Genomic DNA, 19651 nt, shown 5'->3' on the forward strand with positions numbered 1-19651 from the left:
GGACTCGGTAAACAGCGATCCCGGGCTCAAGCCTTGAACAGGCATACGGGCGATTACATTGTTGCCCCCGCCGGCGATGCTGAGCCCCACATTGCTTAACCCGAGCGGGCTTCCACTCTGCGCGGCGCCCTGCCTTAGAAGGAAGTCCTTTGCGTTTGCCACCGCTCGGTTGCCGGGATCGTATGCGATGCCTGAGATCGCACTGGTGCCAGGCGTTTGCCCAGAGATTGGAAGCGCTCCTGCAAGCGTAGCCATCACGGTTATTGTGAGACATATTCTGAGGAACGCGGTCTTCATACGCTTGTAACTTAAAGATCCTTCTCGAAAGATCGTATTGTCTTGAGCCTGAGTATGAAGAGAGTGCTCTCGATAGTTGTTACTGGGTTGTCACTCCTTTGTCGCAATCTATGCAGGTCTCAGAGAAGGACATCTGGCATCTTATCGCCTTTTCTGATACCTGCAGGCAACGGTGGTAGAACGTGCGATGTCAATACCCGAATAACACCGGAGAAATTGAGAATAGCAAGAGCAGATTCCTGCCTATTGAGATTTTCCCTTCCAGGTCGGGAAGAGAAAACGATAGACGATTCCGGTCTGCCAGATGTTTTGATCGCCGGAGGACGAGAACTGCCGTGAGTAGCTGGTTAGAATTCGCGTGTTGTGAGGCAGGTTGTAGTCCAGCCCAAAGTCAGCTTCCTGTGTGTTTACAAGCGGCACACTATCGCTGACGATGTCGTCGCGACGAAATGTCTGCTGCATGCGGAACAGGGGCTCGAAGCGGCCGATCCAGCTATTAAGGCCGCCAAATGCTTGCGTGCGGTAAGCTGCTTCAACCCAGTAACCCTGTGCATGATGGCCACGCGCAAATTCGGAACGAAGCTGAAATGCCGTGTTTGCCGGTGTCCACCAAAGATGCGCGCCATAGAAGTTCTCTCGCGTTCCCTGCAACTGACGGTCATAAGAAAGACCCATCTCCAGACGTTTTTCGGGAAGATAGAGGCTGGCGCGACCGCCGGAAGAGCGCAGCGAATTGAACTGCGCATTGCCGCTGCGCCCGGAAAACCATGCCGCGTAATCGATGGAGTACTTGGGGCGGGAGATGACGGACCCTCGCAACATGCCGCCGACCCCGGTGGCGCTGGACAAGAGACCAAGAGTGCCGATGATTGGCCCATCCTGGAAATTGCCGATCCAGATAGGCGACAGCCGCTCGTTGTAGGTATTAAAAGGAAGCAGGAAACTCCCGGCGACGATGGTCAAATGCGGCGACACTAGATAATCGCCTTGCAGATACGTAAGGCCGATGAAATGACTATGGTCGTAACCGGCCTGCCCGTCGGTGTTTGGAGCGAAAGTTTCGGTCAGGATGGCGCGAGACTCGATGAGGAGGTGCTGGCCGATAGGTGCAGCCAGGAGTGGCTCGATAATCGGCGAGTAGGTTGTGTCGCCTCCCTGAGAGCTGGAAAAGAATCCAACACCGCCGGAGAGTATAGGCGTCTGCTGCGCGGCGCCATATCGCACCGCACAAAACATGGTCAGAGCCAGGATTCCGATCCGGATCACCGGGATCTTTGTGACGAGGGGAGTTTGAAGTATCGGACGCTGCATACCAGCAACAATAGCGTTCGTCAATCTTCAATGTGTCTCTGGATAGTCTGCCTTTTGTCAATTGATTGTCATTTTCGGTTTCGAAGATGCGAAGGAGCAATTGCCCCAGCTCCGGTCAATTCGGTAGAGGATCTGCCGCGGAGAGGCGAATCAACAAAAAGTGACAATCGCTTTACATGAAAATGACAAACCCTCAGTTGATGCCCAGCTAGTCTTCAAAGCAACCCCTTCTGTCGCAAGCGGGAATCGTGGGGCTGAAAATGAGGTGACATTGCATTGCCACTGCGATCCGGTCGACAGGTGTCAAGCGAAGCTGAGCTTTGCGATCTAAATGCAGCAGCGTTCGGCCATCGGGAAACGGATCGATTCCTGGATGTTCAAGCTGCTGCATTTCCACCTGCGCCAACCAGCGGCGTTGCGTTACCGCAATTGAGCGGCGAATGGCCATTGCGAGAGGCCGTTCTGTTGATTTTCTGTGAGCCCTTACCCCCCCAGTGTGCGCGATTGCAGCACCTCTCCAAAACGGAGTGGCGGAGTTTACTGCGCTGGCTGGATATCAGCGGCTTGGCCCTGTACTTTCTCGATCGAATCGTTGAGCTGAAGTTGACCGATTGGCTGCCTCCTGGCGTGTTGGCACGCCTGCAGCAAAACCTTGCGGACAATACCGAGCGAACCCGCGTCATGATCGCAGAGTCGATTGCCATCCAGCGGGGCTTTCAGGAAGCTCGTCTTTCCTATGCCAACCTGAAGGGCCTCTCGCTCTGGCCAAGTTCCGTGCCGGGGCCGGAGCTGCGGTCTCAGTTCGATCTGGACTTTCTCGTAGCGGATGAAAGCGCTTCGGCGGCGAGGAAAATTCTCGAACAGAGAGGCTATCGCCTGTATCTTATAAGCGGCAGAAGCTGGGAGTTCAAGCTTAATGAAATGCCGGGCCTTTCCTTGAAAGACCTCTACAAGGCCCAACCATCCCATACTGTGGAGCTGCATATCGAGCCCAGCACCTCGGGCCGTCTCCCTCTGTTAGAGCGGTTGCAGACGCGTGACTTATATGGATATGGCATGCCGGTGCTCTCGCCGGTCGATCTGTTCTTAGGACAGGGGGTACATGCCTTCAAGCATGTGTGCAGCGAGTTCTCGCGTGTGGCTCACCTGCTGGAGTTCCGCCGTCATGTCCTCCTTCGTCGCGATGACCACGTCTTCTGGAGCGATCTTCGAAAGGCAGCCGGAGGGAACCCGAGAGCGTGCCTGGGACTTGGAGTGGTCACGCTCCTGATCGCGCATGTCATGGGAGATTTTGCTCCGGAAGCGTTAACCGGCTGGACCGTCACGTGCCTTCCCCGACCGGCGCGGCTGTGGGTGGAAAGATATGGGAGGCGAGCGGTCTTCGGGAGCTATCCGGGGAGCAAGCTATACCTATTGCTACAACGGGAGCTTGAGGGCGCCGGCGTTCCGGCGAAACGGTCGCTACGGCAGATTCTGTTGCCTGTACGCTTGCCTCCTCCCGTAATACGGGCATTTCCGAACGAGACGCTCAATGTGAGGCTTGGCAGGTATCGCACGCAACTGTACTTTATCCTCCGCCGTCTGCGTTTTCATGCTGTGGAAGGGCTTCGCTTTGCGTGGGAGTCTCGTCGCTGGAGGCGGCACATGGAGAGTTCTGCACAATGACGACTGCCATGCGTCCTGTCGGAGCCACAGCGATGCTAGTGATCTTCGGCGTCTTCTGCCTGGACCGGCAAACCTCCGGTATCCAACGCTTCGGACATTTGAATGACGAAATCGAGACATTATGACGACACGCACAAGGAGATGGCTGCGATACGCTTCACCTACGGAACGGGCGAATCCAGGTTCCCATCAAGTATGAAGGACTGGCGAGGAAATCAAGCTGTGCCGATGACACTGAAGCAAATTGCCGATGTGAACTTTCCAACCCGCTGGGCAGACTTCCGCCTCTTGGCCTTCGAAAGTGTCCAGACCAGCCACAAAACAGGGGAGGAAGTTCCGGAAACTGCCTTGGCGTTGCTTCTGGGTGATATTCATGGTCATCCTCCCGTGGTGCGCATTCATTCTCAATGCACCACAGGGGACGTCTTTCATTCTCTGCGGTGCGATTGCCACGATCAACTGCATTTGGCATTGCGCGCGATCGCAGAGGAAGGCGCCGGTGTGTTGCTTTATGAGCAGCAGGAAGGCCGGGGCATCGGCCTCATGGAAAAACTCCGGGCCTACGAACTTCAGGATCAGGGACTCGACACCATCGAAGCCAATCTTCGCCTGGGTCACGCCGTCGATCTACGCGATTATGCACTTCCTGTGGAGATTCTTCGGTTCCTCGGGATTCGCTCGCTCCGCCTGATGACTAATAACCCAGACAAAATCAATGCTGTCTACGCCGCAGGAATTGAAATTGTCGAGCGTGTGAGTGCAGACGTCCCAGATAATCCTCATTCAGCTCACTATCTTGCCACGAAACGGAACCAGCTCGGTCATCTATGCTCACCGGATAACAATTTCAGTTCCTCTCAGACTGCGCCTCGCCGTCACTAACGAATGACATTGAGCTGACAATTCCGCGACAAGCTCTTGAGTTCATGTGGCTACGCTGAGTTTCATAAGGCGGAGTGTTTCGGTCGCGTCAATCCACCTGACGCACGGATCGCAGTTGTATGTGCCGTACGATGTATAGGCGTCCGAGGTGAGCTTTGGCACAGATATTGGTGACACATTCCTATCATCTTCCGTATGATCCGAAGCAATCACGCAAAATGCAGCCATACATGCCACTCGGTACGCTATATGCGGCTGCGGCGCTTCGGGCAAATGGGTTCTCTGTGGTTGCATTCGATTCCATGCTCGAAGCGCCGTCCGATGGTTTTGTTGAAATGCTGGCCGCTCATCGCCCCAACATTGTCTCCGTCTATGAGGATGATTTTAATTTTCTGTCTAAAATGTGCCTCACGCGCATGAGAGAAGTCGCGTGGGAGATTGCGAAAACGGCGCGAGCATTTGGCGCTGTCACGATCGTGCATGGCTCCGATTCGACAGATAACCCTTCGTTGTTCCTGGCGAACGGCTTCGACTATGTGCTTTGCGGAGAAGCAGAGGAGACTCTTGTACAGCTATGCGCTTCCATTCTGAATGCCGATGAGGCGCCAAAGATCGATGGTCTGGTAAGACTTGATCAGAGTGGTCAAGTCGTTCGAAGTTCTCAGAAGCTTTCTAAGAACCCTGCATGGTCGGAGCTCTCCTCGCCCGCGCGAGATCTGACCGACATGGAGCCGTATCGTGAGGCCTGGGTCGAAGCCCACGGATATTTCTCAACGAACATGGTGTCCAGCCGCGGGTGTCCGTATCAGTGCAACTGGTGCGCAAAACCAATCTCAGGAAATAAATTTCATTTGCGGCCTGCCGCTGCTGTCGCGGAGGAGATGAGGCTGCTTAAGGAGGAAGCCAGGGTCGACCATCTCTGGTTCGGCGATGACGTCTTCGCATTGAATCACCATTGGGTGGAAGAGTTTGCTGCCGAAGTTACGAAGAGAAGCGCGGCGGTTCCATTCAAAATACAGTCTCGCGCCGATTTAATGAGCGAGCAGACTGTCCAGCATCTCAAAACCGCCGGATGCGCCGAAGTGTGGATGGGAGTTGAATCAGGGTCCCAGGTCGTGCTGAATGCGATGGACAAGGGGCTGAGCCTTCCTTCCGTGATTGCGGCCCGCAATCTTTTGAAAAAAGCAGGAATTCGCGCCTGTTATTTTCTGCAATTTGGCTATCCAGGGGAGGCTTTGATCGAATTACTGGAGACCATCGACTTTGTTCGTAAGACACGGCCGGACGACATCGGTATTTCGTTCTCATATCCACTACCGGGTACGGTGTTTTACGAGCGTGTACAGGCTGAACTGGGACAAAAGCGCAACTGGACCGACAGCGACGATCTCTGCATTATGTTCAATGCAGCTTACAATACCGACTTCTATCGGGCTGTCCGAGATGCCCTGCACGCAGAAGTCGACTCCTGGCGGGAGCCGGAACAGTCAGACGCGACGTATGCTCGGATCGAGGCATTGTGGTGCAAAGTCACTGAATTGGAACCAATGAGCAGGGACACGGATGTTCTTGCCTCGTCTGAAAGAATGGCTCCTGCTGCACCGGCTGCATTTGTACCCATTGAGGCCTTGGTATCTGTCAGGGGGAGCTAGATGTGTACATCGATTTCAGATCTGTAGAGACATTGCACTGTCCGTGTAGTCGTTATAATTTTGCAGGCGACAACCTGGAGGCCGTCAAATGACAAGCAGATGACAATTAATCCTTCAAAGGACACCATGCTGAGATGTATGGACATCGTGCAGCATCGCCGGACCGCCTGCTGGATAGAACGTGGAGTGCTGTTCCTGTCCCTTTGCTATATATGCTTCCATGTCATGCCGCGCGCCTGGACCGCCCTGGTTACCGATTTCCCCGACTATTACATGTCCGCTCGGCTGGCCCATGAGCATTATGACACTTCGCGAATGTATGAATGGACCTGGATCCAGCGTGAGAAGGACCAGCACGATGTCGATATTCGCGTCATCGGCATGATTCCCATTACACCGTTTTCGACATTGGCCCTGTGGCCGCTCACAGACCTTGCGCCGCTGACGGCCAAGCACATCTGGATATTGCTGAGCCTGGTGCTGCTGGTTCCGATCGGCTGGATGTTGCGCTCGATGACGCATCTAAGTTATCAGCGAATCGCGCTGGCTTTTTCGCTGAGTATACCGCTCTACCGGAATCTGCAGTTCGGTCAGTTTTATGTGCTTCTTCTTCTGCTGATCGTTGCGGCATGCTGGGCCTATCTGCGCGAATATTACGTGCTCGCCGGGGCTCTGGTAGCAGTCGCCGCAGCTTGCAAGATATTCCCTATCTTGTTTTTTGTTTTTTTCTTACAGCGCCGATCCTGGCGAGCCCTGGCCTCAGGAGTCGTTACAGGACTGGCCACCGTAGCTGTCTCTGTCGTGATCTTCGGCTGGAGCCCTCATCGCACGTACTTGCACGAGATACTACCGTGGACGTTGCACGGCGAAGGGATGTCGCCTTATGTGACATCGAGCGCATCCATTTCCAGCGTTTTGCACTATCTATTCCTCGCTGAGCCGCAATGGAATCCGCATCCCTGGCACTCTTCTCCCTTGTGGTATGCGCTGCTGCAGCCGACGCTGCAAATGTTGGTGCTGGCGCCTGCCGTGCTGCTCATCCGTAGAAATGACCGCACGCAACACAGGATTTTGCTGGAGTGGTCAGCGCTGTTGACCGCATCATTGGCCATCTCCACCATGCCGGCCTCTTATCACTTTGTGCTTATGGTGCTACCGATATGCGTATTGGCAGCGAGGTTGGTGGAGCGCAAATGGTATTGGTGGCTGGCCGTTCTGCTGGTCCTTTATCTCGGCATCGGCTTTCCTATGCCTGGCCCAAGCAGAATCATGGGGCTGGCAATTCTGTTGTATGTACCACGTCTTTTCCTGATGCTCGCGCTTCTATTGGGGATCTATGTGCTGCTATGGCCTGAGCATCCAACCAAGGAGTCCTCGTGGGACTGGACTCAGTATGCGTGGATGGCCGCTATGTTTGCGTCGGTGGCAATCAGCGTACCCTCCACTCTTCACTTGCAACGCGCCGTGCGGCAGGAGTATGCGTACCGGCTGCCGCTGAAGACTCAGGCGTTACTCGAGGCAAACCCGAGGCTTCTGGGCGGCGCTACCAGTTACATCGCGTTCACACTAAGCGGATATCATTTGGTAACGGCGAATTTAAATTCGACCTGGGTCGATCCTTCCTCTGACGACGATCTTTCCTTTACCGGCGGCGCTGGGCACATTTGGGTGGAGCGAAGTTCAAGTCCATATTCGGGGATCGTCGATATGCAGGATCCGGCGCATGTGGTCCTCAAGGATGCGCATGATCCTATGCTCTCCGCCGATGGTCTGAGCCTTGGCTTTATTCGCAATGATCATGGCTTCGGACGGCTGATGGCGCGAAGAATCTCCCTTCCCGAGAGTGCAATCGAGACCGCACTCACGCCGCCTTCACTCAACGTTTACGAAGCAACATTTCTTTCTGAAAAGGAATATGCATTCTCCGCGGTTGAAGGACGGCATCCGCCACAGATTTTTCTCACCGACGCGGCACACTCAAACACTCCGCTCCCGCTGGGTGAATCTCGCTATCCGGCGTTGTCACCCGATGGGCATTGGATGGCTTATAGTCATTTCGAATCTGGCGCGTGGAATCTGTGGATTCGCGACCAGAGAACAGGCGTGACACGGCGCATCGCCGATGAGCCATGCAATCAGATTCAGCCATCCTGGGAGACCGACTCGAAAACCCTGCTCTACAGTACCGACTGCGGCCGAAGCCTTTGGCTCACCGCGGTGGCGCGTCGACGAGTACTCCCATAAGGGCAAGTTACAATCGCGCAACATATAAATGGCGGACTGTAGATTACTCCACTTGGAACAAGAGCGAAGCTCTCTTCCCATCGCCGGCTGGGAACAATGTCTGGGCCATGCGTTTCAAGTCAGGAGTTCGAGCTTCCATAACGCGTCGTGGAGATTGCGATAATGCAGCTCATAGGTAGGAACGTCGGAGAGAATCTGCAATATCGATTCATGTTTTTCGCGAATCTCTCCCGCGGAAAAGAGTTCCTGGCAGGCACGCAATGTTGCTGTTCCGTCAGGTAATCTTGCGAGCTTTCCTCTTGATAGGGGATAACGATTCAAATAAACGATCGAATGAACCTTGACTTCGGGGGCAGTCCTGATGGACAGCTCCTGGATCTCGGAAATCTGCACCTCGATCGACGGTTTTCCCTCCATACGCGGTGTAATGTTTCGGTTTTCCAACTCCGGAAAATGAGCCTTTGCTTCGGGGCGGAAGCGGACTCGATGAGAGTGTCCAATCACACGCGGAGTCTTCGAGTCATTGATCAGGTAGCAGGTATCGTCCGACGTATAGGTCCATCCGGCCCTCGCACACGCATAAGCAAGAGTTGATTTTCCCGCGCCCGAGTCGCCGCAAAGCAGAATGCCCTTTCCGTTCTTGCTGATGCAGCCGGCGCGGATGTCAGTCACGGCGGACGCACCGAGCAACAGGTACACAACTTTCTCGAGGAAGTTATAACGGAAATAGAGCCGGTTGTTCAGCGCGGCTTTCTTCAGCCAAACGAAGCTCGTGCAAGCTCTCAGATCGAGCAGGGCCTGGTTATCCCCATCTGCAACCAGGGAATACAGGTGGTTGTATTCACGCTGCGTGGGTTCGGGTGGGCACTTTGAGCTGCCTCCTTCGCTGATGCCGATGCGCACCTGCAGGATGGCGCTTCCCCGGCATAGGCGCCTGTGCCCAAAGCTCTCATGCGCGGCTTCCAGGACATCTGGATCATTCGTGATAATCTCAACAGCAAAACCGAGCGGGAAAAAGGTTCGACGGAGCGGTAGCTCCATGTCGGAGAGAAGGGCATGTTGCGGTCTACTCGACGTGTGAGTAGTATCTTTCTGCCGTGCTTTGTATCGGATGCTCTCGCTGCCTGCAGCATTATCCTCCTCCTTTCCATAAAGTGGAGAAGGCATCTCGGTCTGAACGAAGGCATCAACTCGCGGCATAGGCATTCCAAATTTTAAAAAGCGTTTCTGAAGCCCCGGCGTAAAAGGGCGCAACTGCCTCCGAGATTAAGGAACGAGCCGAGCGAAGTTGTCACCGCAGGGTAATAGAATTGTCACGATCTTAATCGAATGACGCCGGGCGCAATCAAGAAAGCGCATCCATGGAATAGGCTTCTGCTATGTTGAATGCGCTCCTTTGACTCGACTCACCGAGGGCTCTGCTACTCCTCGGCGCCCCGGAACCAGGTTTATTCCGAAATATAGGCGGCATTTTGTGAGTTCTCGCGGTTTTGCGTCGGACAACAAAGGAATGACAATTCGTTGACCAGCGCATGACACACGGATATTGCCGGATATTTACGGTGAGAGTGGAAGAGAGAAGCCCATTGTCGCAATCCTCTGTATTCTCCCGTTATGTCGGTGTTGCTCGAAGAGATCGATCGCGCATGCCCGCCTGTTGCAATCGCATGCCGCAGTCGGCTCTGATAGCGGTGTTTTTGGCAGCAGTTACATTTATCCCTCACGCTGTCGCGTATGGCCAGATGCCGACTGGCTCCGATCCAACTCAGAGCACGACACAGTCCACGACGCAGAGCAATGGCTCGGGCTTGACGGGACTCTCGCCTGAGACAGGATCCTCTGATACCCAGGATTCCGAGGATGATCGTAATTCCTCGCTGGGTGCAAGCGGCATGGGAGCACCACTCTCCCTTTCTTCCGACCAGATCATTCATATTCTGCAACAAAATCCGGATCTCGTCGTGGAGTTGAAGTCTGAAGTCGCCGATCGCCTGCAGCAACAGGGAACGGAGATCGATGCCAACGACATTACTGACCAGATGCTCTACAACCAGATCGAGACGAATGCCAACTTGCGCACAAGCATTACAACGTTTTTGCGAGCGCGCGGATATGCGTCATCAAACGATCTTCCGACTGCGGGATCGAATGTAGTCGATGGAAGCACCGGGGGCGAGCCATTCCCTGGGCAACGCTCGCTTTCGGGATCTGACAGCACCGACTCCACGAGGCTCGCTGCAGCTTCTGGTTTGGATTCCGGGTCGTCCTCATCGGATCAAAACGACCTTCGCACGAGTTCAATCCAATCCATGAACTCCACGAACTCCATGAATTCCATGAGCAACAGTTTGGATGCTGAGCAAAGGCGAGGTCGGGAGACAGCGAATGCCTCTACCGACATGCCGAAGGTTCTTCGGCAGCCCACTCCCTACAACCTCCAGTCGATGCGTGATCTGTATACGCAGATTCCCGAACAGACTGCGTCACTGAAGCGGTTTGGTTCTGAGGTCTTCGTCAATCGGAATATGTCCGCGATGGCGCGCGGTGGCGCGGGTCGCGACACCCCGCTCGACGTGCCGTTGGGGCCGGATTATGTTGTTGGTTCAGGAGATACGCTCACGATTAACATGTGGGGCGGGATGACCCAGAGCTTCAGTCGTGCCGTCGATCGTGATGGCCGCATTATGTTGCCCGATGCGGGCTCCCTCGATGTCGCCGGGCTCCCCTTGCGGCGAGCGGAAAGCCTGATCGAAGGAGCGCTCAAGAAACAATATCGGGATGTGCAGGCTACTGTTACCGTCTCGCGTTTGCGCTCCGTGCGAGTATATGTCGTCGGTGATGTGCAACGCCCCGGCGGCTATGACATCAGCTCACTGGCAACTCCGTTGAGCGCGCTCTATGCCGCTGGAGGACCAACATCCGTTGGCTCTCTCCGTGTCGCGCGTCACTATCGTGGGAACCAGTTGGTCGAGGATGTTGATCTATATGACTTCCTGCTGCACGGAGTTCGTAATGGAAGTGCCCATTTCGAAAGCGGGGACACCCTGCTTGTGCCTCCAGCAGGTCCCCAGGTCGCAATCTCCGGTGCGGTGAAGCGGCCGGCAATCTACGAGGTCAAGCCTGACGACTCAACGCTCGCTTCCGTGATCGGTGATGCTGGCGGCGTTACAGCCGCGGCTTCGTTCGGCCATATCACAATCGAGCGCATAGGTGCCAACCATCAGCGTGAGACGGTAACGTTGAAGGCTGCCGACGAGGAAAATTCGCAAACCGAACATGACGCTGTTGCAGCGTTCCAGGTGAAAGACGGAGATCGCATCCGCATAGGACCGATATTGCCGTACAGTCAACGCGCCATCTATCTCGAAGGTCACGTTGCGCGTCCTGGCCGCTTACCTTACACCGACGGCATGCGTCTCAGCGATGTACTGCACAGCTACCGTGACATGCTGCCGGAGCCCGCCGCTCATGGTGAGATCGTCCGGCTTGTACCTCCGGATCTCCATGCGGAAACCATCGAGTTCGATGTACCTGAAGTGCTTATCGGAAATGCAAACCTCGACCTCCAACCGTTCGATACCATTCGCATCCTTGGGCGCTATGAAATCGATGCGCCTAAAGTTAAGATCCAGGGCGAGGTGCTTCGGCCCGGAACCTATCCGTTGTCGAAGGATATTACAGCCGCGCAATTAGTGCGCATGGCCGGAGGCTTCAAGCGTGACGCGCTGCGGGAAAGCGCCGATTTGACCAGCTACGGAGTAGTGGATGGAAATCGGATCAGCGGAAAGCTCGTGACAGTTCGTATCGGGGCGGCGGTCAGTGGAACCAGTCCGGATGCGGACGTTCCGCTCAAGGCGGGGGACATTTTGACGATCCACCAGATCACTGGATGGAATGACATTGGTGAATCGGTAACGATTATTGGACAGGTAAAGTTCCCAGGAACCTACGGGTTTCAGGAGGGAGAGCGGCTTAGCTCCGTTCTTCGGCGTGCTGGAGGATTCCGCGATACGGCTTATCCCACTGGAGCAGTGCTGGTCCGGGATCAGGTGCGCGAGTTGGAAAAGAAAAGCAAGGAAGAGCTGATTCGTCAGATTGAAACCAGCTCCGCATCAGCACGTCTTTCACCGAATCTGGGATCGAGCGATTCAGGGACAACATTGAAACTTATTCAGGCGCAACAAGACCAGGTCTTGGCGCAATTGAAGAGCCAGCCGGAGAGTGGCCGTCAGGTCGTCGACATTACCGCTGACATCGATAGCTGGGCCAATACGCCTGCAGATATTGAGTTGCGCCGAGGAGACGTGCTGACCATTCCGAAGCGTCCCAGTTTTGTTCTTGTGACTGGCCAGGTCTATAACGTCACCGCACTCACCTTCACGGAGGGCAAGACCGCAAAATGGTATCTCCAGCATGCCGGCGGAACCAGTGACGCCGCCAACCGCAAGGATATCTTTGTGATCCGTGCGAACGGCTCGGTCATTGGTCGTCATTCTGGGGGTGTTTTTGATCCAAGCGTGCTCTCAACAAAGCTTGATCCGGGCGACGTTGTTGTCGTACCCCAGAAGGTCATCGGCGCTTCTCTCTTTTGGCGGAATCTGCTGACGACCGCACAACTCGCTTCATCGATTGCCATTACCGCAGCTGTGGCGAACATCTAGCGCGCCATGTTCTCACCACGTTTCATAACAATCTTCTTGGTATGTCTCATGTCCACTACGATGCTTCAAGCCAGCGGCACATCGAATTCGCGTAGCACCGCTGATATGGCGTCGGCATACGTGCCAATTGAGAGCTGGGTCTATCCCGCCCTCGATCGTCTCGCTGCGGAGGGATATGTTCCGGGTGCTATTTTCAGCCTTTATACATGGATGCGAATTGCCTGCGCTCGCATGGTGGCTGCCAATCTCCAGGTTCGTCCTGAGTGGCAGCCAGGTGTAGAAAACCAAGCGGAGTGGTGGCGTTTTCCTCTGCTTTCGCCAACACCCCAGCGCAACGACGCACTCACAATCCAGATCTCTTACAGTGCCATTGCGAGAAGAAAACCATGAGTCCGATGGTCGTGACCTCATCTACGAATCTGGCCGAACAGATGCCGGCAGAACCAGTCGATAACTGGGTTGCGCGCGCGGCATTGCTTTGGAAGCACCGTCGAACGCTTGTGCGCGTGACGGCTATCGCGTTGGTCGTAAGTCTTGGTATAGCGTTTATCATACCCAAGCGCTACAAGGCCGTCACGAGCATTATGCCCCCTGATCAACAGGGTTCGGGCGCAATGCTTCTCTCCGCGCTGGCGGGCCGCGCCGGCGCACTTGGCGGCCTTGGCAGTCTGGCTGGGAGCTTATTCTCCGGTCATCCCACTGCGGCGCTCTATGAAGATCTTCTGAAAAGCGCAACCGTCAGTGGTCATCTAATAGATCGCTTTCACTTGCAGCAGGTCTATCACACACACTATCGATACACCACGGCCAAGCACCTGGCGCGTCTCACGACTATCACCGACGATAAGAAGAGCGGCGTCATTACTATTTCAGTCCTGGATAAGGACCCCGTGCGCGCCCGTGACCTGGCGCAGGGGTACCTTGATGAGTTGAATAACCTGCTCACACGGACCAGCACCTCTTCCGCACATCAAGAGCGCGTCTTCATCGAAAACCGTCTCCACTCTGTTGGAGTGGACCTTGAGCAGGCCCAGCTTGCCCTGAGCGAGTTTGCAAGCAAGACCAGCACGATTGATATCAAAGAACAGACGCGTGGGCTGGTCGATGCGGGCGCTCGCGTACAAGGAGAGCTCCTGGTAGAGCAGTCTGGCCTCCAGTCGCTCCGGCAAATCTATGGGGATGGGAACGTGCGCGTGCGGGAAACGGAAGCGCGTATCGCGTCTCTTCAACGGGACCTGGAAAAAATGACGGGCTCATCTGCTCCTCTCCCTTCTGGAAATGCTCCTGCCGGCCATGCGACGCTCAATGCAGATGACAATGGCGAACTTTATCCGCCGCTTCGACAACTCCCTCGCCTTGCGGTGCCATACGCCGATCTTTATCGTCGTGTGAGAGTGCAGGAGACAGTCTTTGAATTGTTGACGCAGCAGTACGAGATGGCTCGCATCGAAGAAGCCAAAGACGTTCCCGCTGTTAATGTGATCGATTCTCCGGGAATACCGGAGAAGAAGTCATTCCCCCCGCGCTTGTTGCTAACTCTGTTGTTTACGTTTCTTGCGTTCGCGGGCGCCTCGACTCTGATTCTGGTCCGTGATCACTGGGCGAAGGTCGATCCTCGCGATCCGCGCAAGGTGCTCGCAGCCGACGTTCTGCCGGTATTGCATCGGCGCATTCGCTCCATTCGCCTGAAGCGAGGCGGCGCATGAAAACACACTTGGCGAACGCCGCGTATGACCTTCCGCACAATGGCTCCTATCCGACCGTCTCGGTTCTCGGGAGCCTACCCATAGCTCGTGCTCTTTACGGTGCGCCCGTGTTCTCGCCATATCTGCCGCTGGTGAGTCGGCAACACGCGGAAATAACGGGAAGGCACTATGTTTCATACGTGGCTATCCATTATGAGGTTTCGGGGGGATCGCAATCGTGAAGATTCTTATTGCTGCCGCCTCATACGCCTCGAATATCTCCGGCATACAACGTCACGCTTGCAATCTCGTGCGCAGTTTGTTGCAGCATCAGGAGGTGTCTTTTGTGCACCTCGTTGTCGCGCCCTGGCAGCGCAAGCTGGTACAGGCCGCGGGCATTACGCCTGATGCACGGCTTTCAACGCATATTGCCGACATGGAGCCAAGCTCACTGAGCCGGAATGTCTGGCACTACCGGAGGCTTCCGGAGCTTGCGGCACGACTGAAAGTCGATCTGGTCCATCTCACCTATCCGATGCCCGTCAATGCTGCCGTGTTCAGATGTCCGACGGTGGTGACGCTGCACGATATGTATCCCTACGAGATCCCTATGAACTTTGGATTCCCTAAGTTCATCTTCAATCGCCTGGTCCTGAAGCAATGTCTTCGCAACGTCGACGCCATCGCGTGCGTTTCCGACGCTACGCGTCTCCGCTTGGAGCAGTACTCATCGGACGCCGTATCGCAAAAAGGGGTCCGGATCTATAACTGCGTTGAGGGGCAGTCAGCCTGCGCTACGCAGTCACCCCTCCCCAACTGGCGGGGCGAGCCATTTCTGCTTTGTGTCGCGCAGCATCGCCGTAACAAGAATCTTTCACTGCTGATTCGGACCTTCGATCGGCTCCTTCGTTCTGGACAGGTCGCTTCAAATATGAAGCTCATCATCCTCGGAATTCCTGCTCAGGAAACTCACAATATCCACAGTCTGGTGTCGAGCCTGAGCCTTGACCGGAGTATTTGCTTTCTTGAAGGGCTGTCTGAAGCAGGGCTGCAATGGTGCTACACGCGGTGTGAAGCCGTCGTAGCTCCCTCTTTGACTGAAGGGTTCGGGCTGCCAGTTGCTGAAGGGCTTCTTGCTGGCTGTCGGATTGTTTGTTCGGACATACCGGCGCATCGGGAAGTAGGCGATGGTCAATGCCGGTTTGTGGCATTGGGGCGAGACGCGGAGATGACGCTCGCAAAGGCTATTGTGGAGGTTCTCAAGGATCCAAAGAGAAAGCCTGTTGTTCTTCCTCAGTTCTCCGCTTCCGTTCTCGCAAAGCAGTACATCAGCCTCTATAGCAGACTCATAACGGCTGCCGTTCCCGTGGAGAATGCCAGGACCTCCGCTTCGATCAACGTGGCGAAGTCGGAAAGGCAGTCTCTATGAAGCTCAAGAATCGCATATTCGCGCTGCCCTGCGGAAAGGAGGAAAAATGAGCACAAATGAATCCGTTACACCGCGTCTCTATACCGAAACTCTCGCGGCTTCTCATCCAGAATCGCGCGCGATGTCAATCCGCCTGTTTCAGAGCATCTCGGCAGCGATCGAGATGGTGGCCGACTTTCTGACTTGCGCCCTCGGCATTTTTGCGGCTTACCTTCCTGACCCTTCGCTATACATTGGCAGCCAAATTCAATATCCATTGCGCGAAGCCTCGGCTGTGAGTTTCGCTGTCTCTTTATTTGCGGTGCTTCTTCTACACAAGAACGGAGCGTATCAGGGGAGCAGCGGCCTGCTCCAGATTCGGGAAACGGAACGCGCGATTCGCATCCCTGTTCAGTCCCTGCTCGTCATGCTTCCATTCAGCCTTCTCTTGAATCTGAAATTCTCCAGGGTGGGTTTTCCTGTTGCGCTCGTCCTGATTCCAGTCTTGCTGATCCTGCAAAAGCATGCATTCGTTGCGGTCATCCGCGCACTGCACGCAAGGGGATGCGGCGTTGACCGAGTGATCGTGTACGGGATAGGGGACACAGGCAAACGTATCCTCTCGGCTCTTTCTCATTCAGTCAGGCTGGGACTCGATCCAATAGCAGTGATCACGCATGATGATTCCCTGGATGGAGAATGCATGCCTGAGATGGGATACCGCCGGCGCCGTTCTGTTCCGGTGCAGCGTGGGCCCATCACATCCGCATTACTGAACTCCTGTCAGTGCAGCACCCTCGTCATGGCGCTTCCGAACCTCTCCTCGGAGCAAATCGCCACCGCCGTGGATGCGGCAAAGCAGGTAGGATCGCGGGTCCTGTTTCTTTCCGCTATCGAACTCCAGGAACAGAAATGGACAGAGTCGATGGACATCGATGGTCTGTCGCTCACCCCTATGCTTGAGTCGTTCGAGCGCGGGCCCTACTCAATCGCAAAGCGCATTGTGGACTTGATCGGGTCCTCGTTGTTATTGCTCTTATTCGCTCCTCCTTTATTCCTCATTGCACTCTTAGTGAAGCTCGACTCGCCTGGTCCCGCACTCTTCGTTCAGGAGAGAGTAGGCCGCAACGGAGCGATCTTCAAGATGTACAAATTTCGTTCGATGCACAAAGGCACGCCGCGATATGAGTTTTCGCCGACTACGCCATTCGATCCACGAATAACCAGGATTGGCAGGCTTCTCAGGAGGACCAGCCTGGATGAATTGCCCCAGTTAATGAACGTCTTTTTGGGAGATATGTCCCTGGTCGGGCCGAGGCCGGAGATGCCCTTCATCGTGCAAACCTATACCTCCGAGCAGCGGCAACGACTCCAGGTAGCACCCGGAATCACGGGTCTGTGGCAACTGAGCGCGGACAGAGCATTCCTTATCCACGAGAACATCCAGTATGACCTCTACTACCTCCGCAACCGCGGCTTCTTTATGGATATCGCGATTCTGATTCACACGTTGCTCTTTGCAATGCGGGGTGGGATATGACGGATGCTCAACGAAGCTCGACGCGATATCGGCTATCCCTGTTCCCGACACAATGTGGCACATGTGACGGCTGTGGTCCTGGTTGTCGCCCACGCGATTCTCGTTGCACAGTAACGGTCACTTACCATATCCGTCTGCGAGGAAATCAATGAGTGTCGCAATCATCACCGGATCGTCTGGATTAGTTGGGTCGGAAGCGGCTGCTTACTTCACAGCTCTCGGATTCGACGTGGTGGGGATCGATAATGGCATGCGGGAGGTGTTTTTTGGCCAGTCCGCCTCCACGCAGTGGATGACGGACAAGCTGAAGAAAGATCTGCGGGGCTATACACATTACGACGTGGATATCCGCGATGCATCTGCAATAAACCGTGTTTTCGCTAAGTATTCCACGAATATCGAACTGGTCATACATGCTGCGGCGCAGCCGTCGCACGATTGGGCAGCCAGCGATCCCATCACGGACTTTACCGTCAATGCAAACGGTACGTCCGTACTCCTTGAAGCAACACGGAATCATGCTCCTGAAGCGGTATTCATCTTCATGTCGACGAATAAAGTCTATGGAGATCGGCCCAATCTCTTGCCTCTCGTGGAACTGGATACCCGTTGGGAAATTGATTCGGGGCATGAATATGTTGGTGGAATCCCGGAGAGCATGTCAATTGACGGAACGCTGCATAGCCTATTCGGCGCGTCAAAGGTAGCCGCAGATACGCTTGTTCAGGAATATGGCCGTTACTTTGGCATGAGGACAGCATGTTTTCGTGGTGGATGTCTGACGGGGCCAAACCACTCGGGAACTCAACTTCACGGGTTCCTCGCCTATCTGATGAAATGTGCCGTCGTGGGCACGCCGTATACGATCTTCGGCTACAAGCGAAAACAGGTTCGCGACAACATCCATAGCGCCGACCTGATTCAGGCATTTCATCAGTTTTTTAAGAACCCACGTTGCGGAGCGACTTATAACATCGGCGGTGGCCGCTTTAGCAACTGTTCAATGCTGGAGGCTGTAAAGCTCTGCGAAACCATCACCGGCAACGAGCTGAATTACACCTATGTTGACGAGAACCGCAGGGGCGATCACGTCTGGTGGATCAGTGATCTGTCCCGTTTCAAAGCTGATTATCCGGATTGGTCCTTGCGCTTCGGCGTTCCGGAAATTCTGCGGCAAATCTATGAGCTGAACGCAGAGCGTTGGGGGGCGGGATGCTTAATCTAGGGAAGAAAAATATCCTTGGGATATTGATCGATGCGGTGGATTACGAGGCCGCCATCTCTTTCGTGTTCGAGTGTGCTGGAAAAAACCGCGGAGCGATGATTTCCGCTCTTGCCGTTCACGGCGTTATGACGGGCGTGTTGGATCCGGAGCACAAGTTCCGCTTGAATGGTTTCGACCTGCTTGTTCCCGACGGTCAACCAGTCCGCTGGGTGATGAATTGGCTGTATGGGACTGAGATGCGCGACCGGGTTTATGGGCCTGAACTGATGCGACGAATCTGCGAGCGAGCAGCGAGCGAAGGCACTTCAATTTACCTGTATGGGAGCACAAAACCGGTCGTCACGTCGTTAGCTGAATCCCTCACGAGAATGTTCCCCGGAATCAACATTGTTGGCGCCGAGCCCTCCGCGTTTCGCAAGCTGAATCCAGATGAAAAAGTTGCTCTCCAGCAGCGGATTCAGTCATCGGGCGCTTCCATTGTCTTTGTTGGGCTGGGCTGTCCCCGACAGGAGATTTTCGCCTACGAATTACGTGGAAGTCTCTCAGTTCCCGTGCTGGCGGTCGGCGCTGCTTTCCCACTCTTAGCCGGGGTGCTGCCTCAGGCCCCGCCGTGGATGCAGCGCCTCGGATTGGAATGGCTATTCCGTCTCCTTGCCGAGCCACGTAGATTGTGGCGCCGCTATCTTTACCTGAATCCCGCATATCTCGTTCTTGTCACCTTGCAGCGCTTTGGTCTGAGGCATTTCTCTCCTCAAGGCCGCCCACCGGCCACTGAAGTCTTGGTTGGCTAACGTGTCTCTTGAAATCAACTCAGAGAGGAAGTATGTCCTTCCTTAGACCGACTAACACCCCGGATGAAACTGAGCGTCTTATTCACAATGCATGGGCGATCAAATATCGAGCACTGAAACTATGACTTCTGTGTGTATTCAACGAATCGCGACCGCCACCCCTCCCCATGATGTGCATGCGGCGTTTAGCGAATATGCATCGGGGATGCTCTACGATCCGCGTGCGCGATCCGTTCTTAATCACATGGTCCAACGTGCGGGTATTAACCATCGATACTCATACGTTCAGG

15 protein-coding genes are annotated in these 19651 nt (G+C 54.9%); 12 read left to right on the forward strand and 3 right to left on the reverse strand.

The features are described from left to right. Positions 1-540: 540 nt before the first annotated feature. The gene (locus ABSG47_RS00630) at positions 541-1632 is read right to left on the reverse strand and encodes a hypothetical protein (protein WP_424165017.1); all 1092 of its coding nucleotides are present in this window, start codon (positions 1630-1632) and stop codon (positions 541-543) included. Positions 1633-1816: 184 nt separating this feature from the next. Beyond that, complete coding sequence (locus ABSG47_RS00635; RefSeq protein ID WP_424165020.1) at positions 1817-2056, reverse strand: hypothetical protein; 240 nt, start codon at positions 2054-2056, stop codon at positions 1817-1819. 56 nt (positions 2057-2112) lie between these two features. Here ABSG47_RS00635 and ABSG47_RS00640 point away from each other — a divergent pair, with 56 nt between their 5' ends. The 5 genes from ABSG47_RS00640 to ABSG47_RS00660 all read left to right on the forward strand — a co-directional run bounded on the left by ABSG47_RS00640 (position 2113) and on the right by ABSG47_RS00660 (position 8051). Further along, complete coding sequence (locus tag ABSG47_RS00640; RefSeq protein WP_424165022.1) at positions 2113-3273, forward strand: nucleotidyltransferase family protein; 1161 nt, start codon at positions 2113-2115, stop codon at positions 3271-3273. Beyond that, a complete protein-coding gene (locus ABSG47_RS00645) occupies positions 3270-3398 on the forward strand; it encodes a hypothetical protein (RefSeq protein WP_424165025.1) in 129 nt (42 codons plus the stop codon). Before ABSG47_RS00640 ends, ABSG47_RS00645 begins: the two co-directional genes overlap by 4 nt. A 70-nt stretch (positions 3399-3468) precedes the next feature. Beyond that, entirely contained in the window at positions 3469-4155 is a 687-nt protein-coding gene (gene ribA, locus ABSG47_RS00650; RefSeq protein WP_424165028.1) for a GTP cyclohydrolase II, read from the forward strand. Between the two features lie 155 nt (positions 4156-4310). Continuing rightward, on the forward strand, positions 4311-5807 hold the full coding sequence (locus ABSG47_RS00655) for a B12-binding domain-containing radical SAM protein (protein WP_424165031.1): 1497 nt from the start codon (positions 4311-4313) through the stop codon (positions 5805-5807). A gap of 225 nt (positions 5808-6032) precedes the next feature. After that, a complete protein-coding gene (locus ABSG47_RS00660) occupies positions 6033-8051 on the forward strand; it encodes a glycosyltransferase 87 family protein (RefSeq protein ID WP_424165034.1) in 2019 nt (672 codons plus the stop codon). Positions 8052-8165: 114 nt separating this feature from the next. Here ABSG47_RS00660 and ABSG47_RS00665 read toward each other — a convergent pair whose 3' ends face one another. Beyond that, positions 8166-9305 carry an HPr kinase/phosphorylase gene (locus ABSG47_RS00665; RefSeq protein ID WP_424165037.1) on the reverse strand — a complete coding sequence of 380 codons (1140 nt, stop codon included), beginning with the start codon at positions 9303-9305 and terminating at the stop codon, positions 8166-8168. Between the two features lie 392 nt (positions 9306-9697). Between ABSG47_RS00665 and ABSG47_RS00670 the strand changes: the two genes are divergently transcribed. From ABSG47_RS00670 to ABSG47_RS00700, 7 genes are all read left to right on the forward strand, one after another. Further along, positions 9698-12712 (forward strand): SLBB domain-containing protein, encoded by a 3015-nt coding sequence (locus ABSG47_RS00670; protein ID WP_424165039.1) that lies wholly within the window; start codon positions 9698-9700, stop codon positions 12710-12712. A gap of 48 nt (positions 12713-12760) precedes the next feature. After that, complete coding sequence (locus ABSG47_RS00675) at positions 12761-13102, forward strand: hypothetical protein (RefSeq protein WP_424165041.1); 342 nt, start codon at positions 12761-12763, stop codon at positions 13100-13102. Next, the gene (locus tag ABSG47_RS00680) at positions 13099-14418 is read left to right on the forward strand and encodes a GumC family protein (protein ID WP_424165044.1); all 1320 of its coding nucleotides are present in this window, start codon (positions 13099-13101) and stop codon (positions 14416-14418) included. The genes ABSG47_RS00675 and ABSG47_RS00680 overlap by 4 nt, the downstream gene beginning before the upstream one ends. 217 nt (positions 14419-14635) lie before the next feature. Continuing rightward, positions 14636-15826: a glycosyltransferase family 4 protein gene (locus ABSG47_RS00685; RefSeq protein WP_424165046.1), complete on the forward strand. Its 1191-nt coding sequence runs from the start codon at positions 14636-14638 to the stop codon at positions 15824-15826. 46 nt (positions 15827-15872) lie between these two features. Continuing rightward, positions 15873-17345: an exopolysaccharide biosynthesis polyprenyl glycosylphosphotransferase gene (locus ABSG47_RS00690; RefSeq protein ID WP_424165049.1), complete on the forward strand. Its 1473-nt coding sequence runs from the start codon at positions 15873-15875 to the stop codon at positions 17343-17345. Positions 17346-17493: 148 nt separating this feature from the next. Further along, positions 17494-18570, forward strand: a complete 1077-nt coding sequence (locus ABSG47_RS00695; protein ID WP_424165051.1) for an NAD-dependent epimerase/dehydratase family protein — start codon at positions 17494-17496, stop codon at positions 18568-18570. Beyond that, positions 18558-19361, forward strand: coding sequence for a WecB/TagA/CpsF family glycosyltransferase (locus ABSG47_RS00700; protein WP_424165053.1), 804 nt, complete (start codon positions 18558-18560; stop codon positions 19359-19361). Before ABSG47_RS00695 ends, ABSG47_RS00700 begins: the two co-directional genes overlap by 13 nt. The last annotated feature ends 290 nt before the right edge of the window (positions 19362-19651 follow it).

This window comes from Occallatibacter sp. (genome assembly GCF_049510455.1).
In the GTDB taxonomy this organism is placed as follows: Bacteria; Acidobacteriota; Terriglobia; order Terriglobales; family Acidobacteriaceae; genus Telmatobacter.

Bases quoted from the DNA above. Each gene is read 5' to 3' on its own strand.
- ABSG47_RS00670 (WP_424165039.1), top strand. From the start codon at position 9,698: ATGCCCGCCTGTTGCAATCGCATGCCGCAGTCGGCTCTGATAGCGGTG.
- ABSG47_RS00695 (WP_424165051.1), top strand. From the start codon at position 17,494: ATGAGTGTCGCAATCATCACCGGATCGTCTGGATTAGTTGGGTCGGAA.
- ABSG47_RS00690 (WP_424165049.1), top strand. From the start codon at position 15,873: ATGAGCACAAATGAATCCGTTACACCGCGTCTCTATACCGAAACTCTC.
- ABSG47_RS00645 (WP_424165025.1), top strand. From the start codon at position 3,270: ATGACGACTGCCATGCGTCCTGTCGGAGCCACAGCGATGCTAGTGATC.
- ABSG47_RS00635 (WP_424165020.1), bottom strand. From the start codon at position 2,056: ATGGCCATTCGCCGCTCAATTGCGGTAACGCAACGCCGCTGGTTGGCG.
- ABSG47_RS00700 (WP_424165053.1), top strand. From the start codon at position 18,558: ATGCTTAATCTAGGGAAGAAAAATATCCTTGGGATATTGATCGATGCG.
- ABSG47_RS00660 (WP_424165034.1), top strand. From the start codon at position 6,033: ATGCCGCGCGCCTGGACCGCCCTGGTTACCGATTTCCCCGACTATTAC.
- ribA (WP_424165028.1), top strand. From the start codon at position 3,469: ATGAAGGACTGGCGAGGAAATCAAGCTGTGCCGATGACACTGAAGCAA.
- ABSG47_RS00680 (WP_424165044.1), top strand. From the start codon at position 13,099: ATGAGTCCGATGGTCGTGACCTCATCTACGAATCTGGCCGAACAGATG.
- ABSG47_RS00675 (WP_424165041.1), top strand. From the start codon at position 12,761: ATGTCCACTACGATGCTTCAAGCCAGCGGCACATCGAATTCGCGTAGC.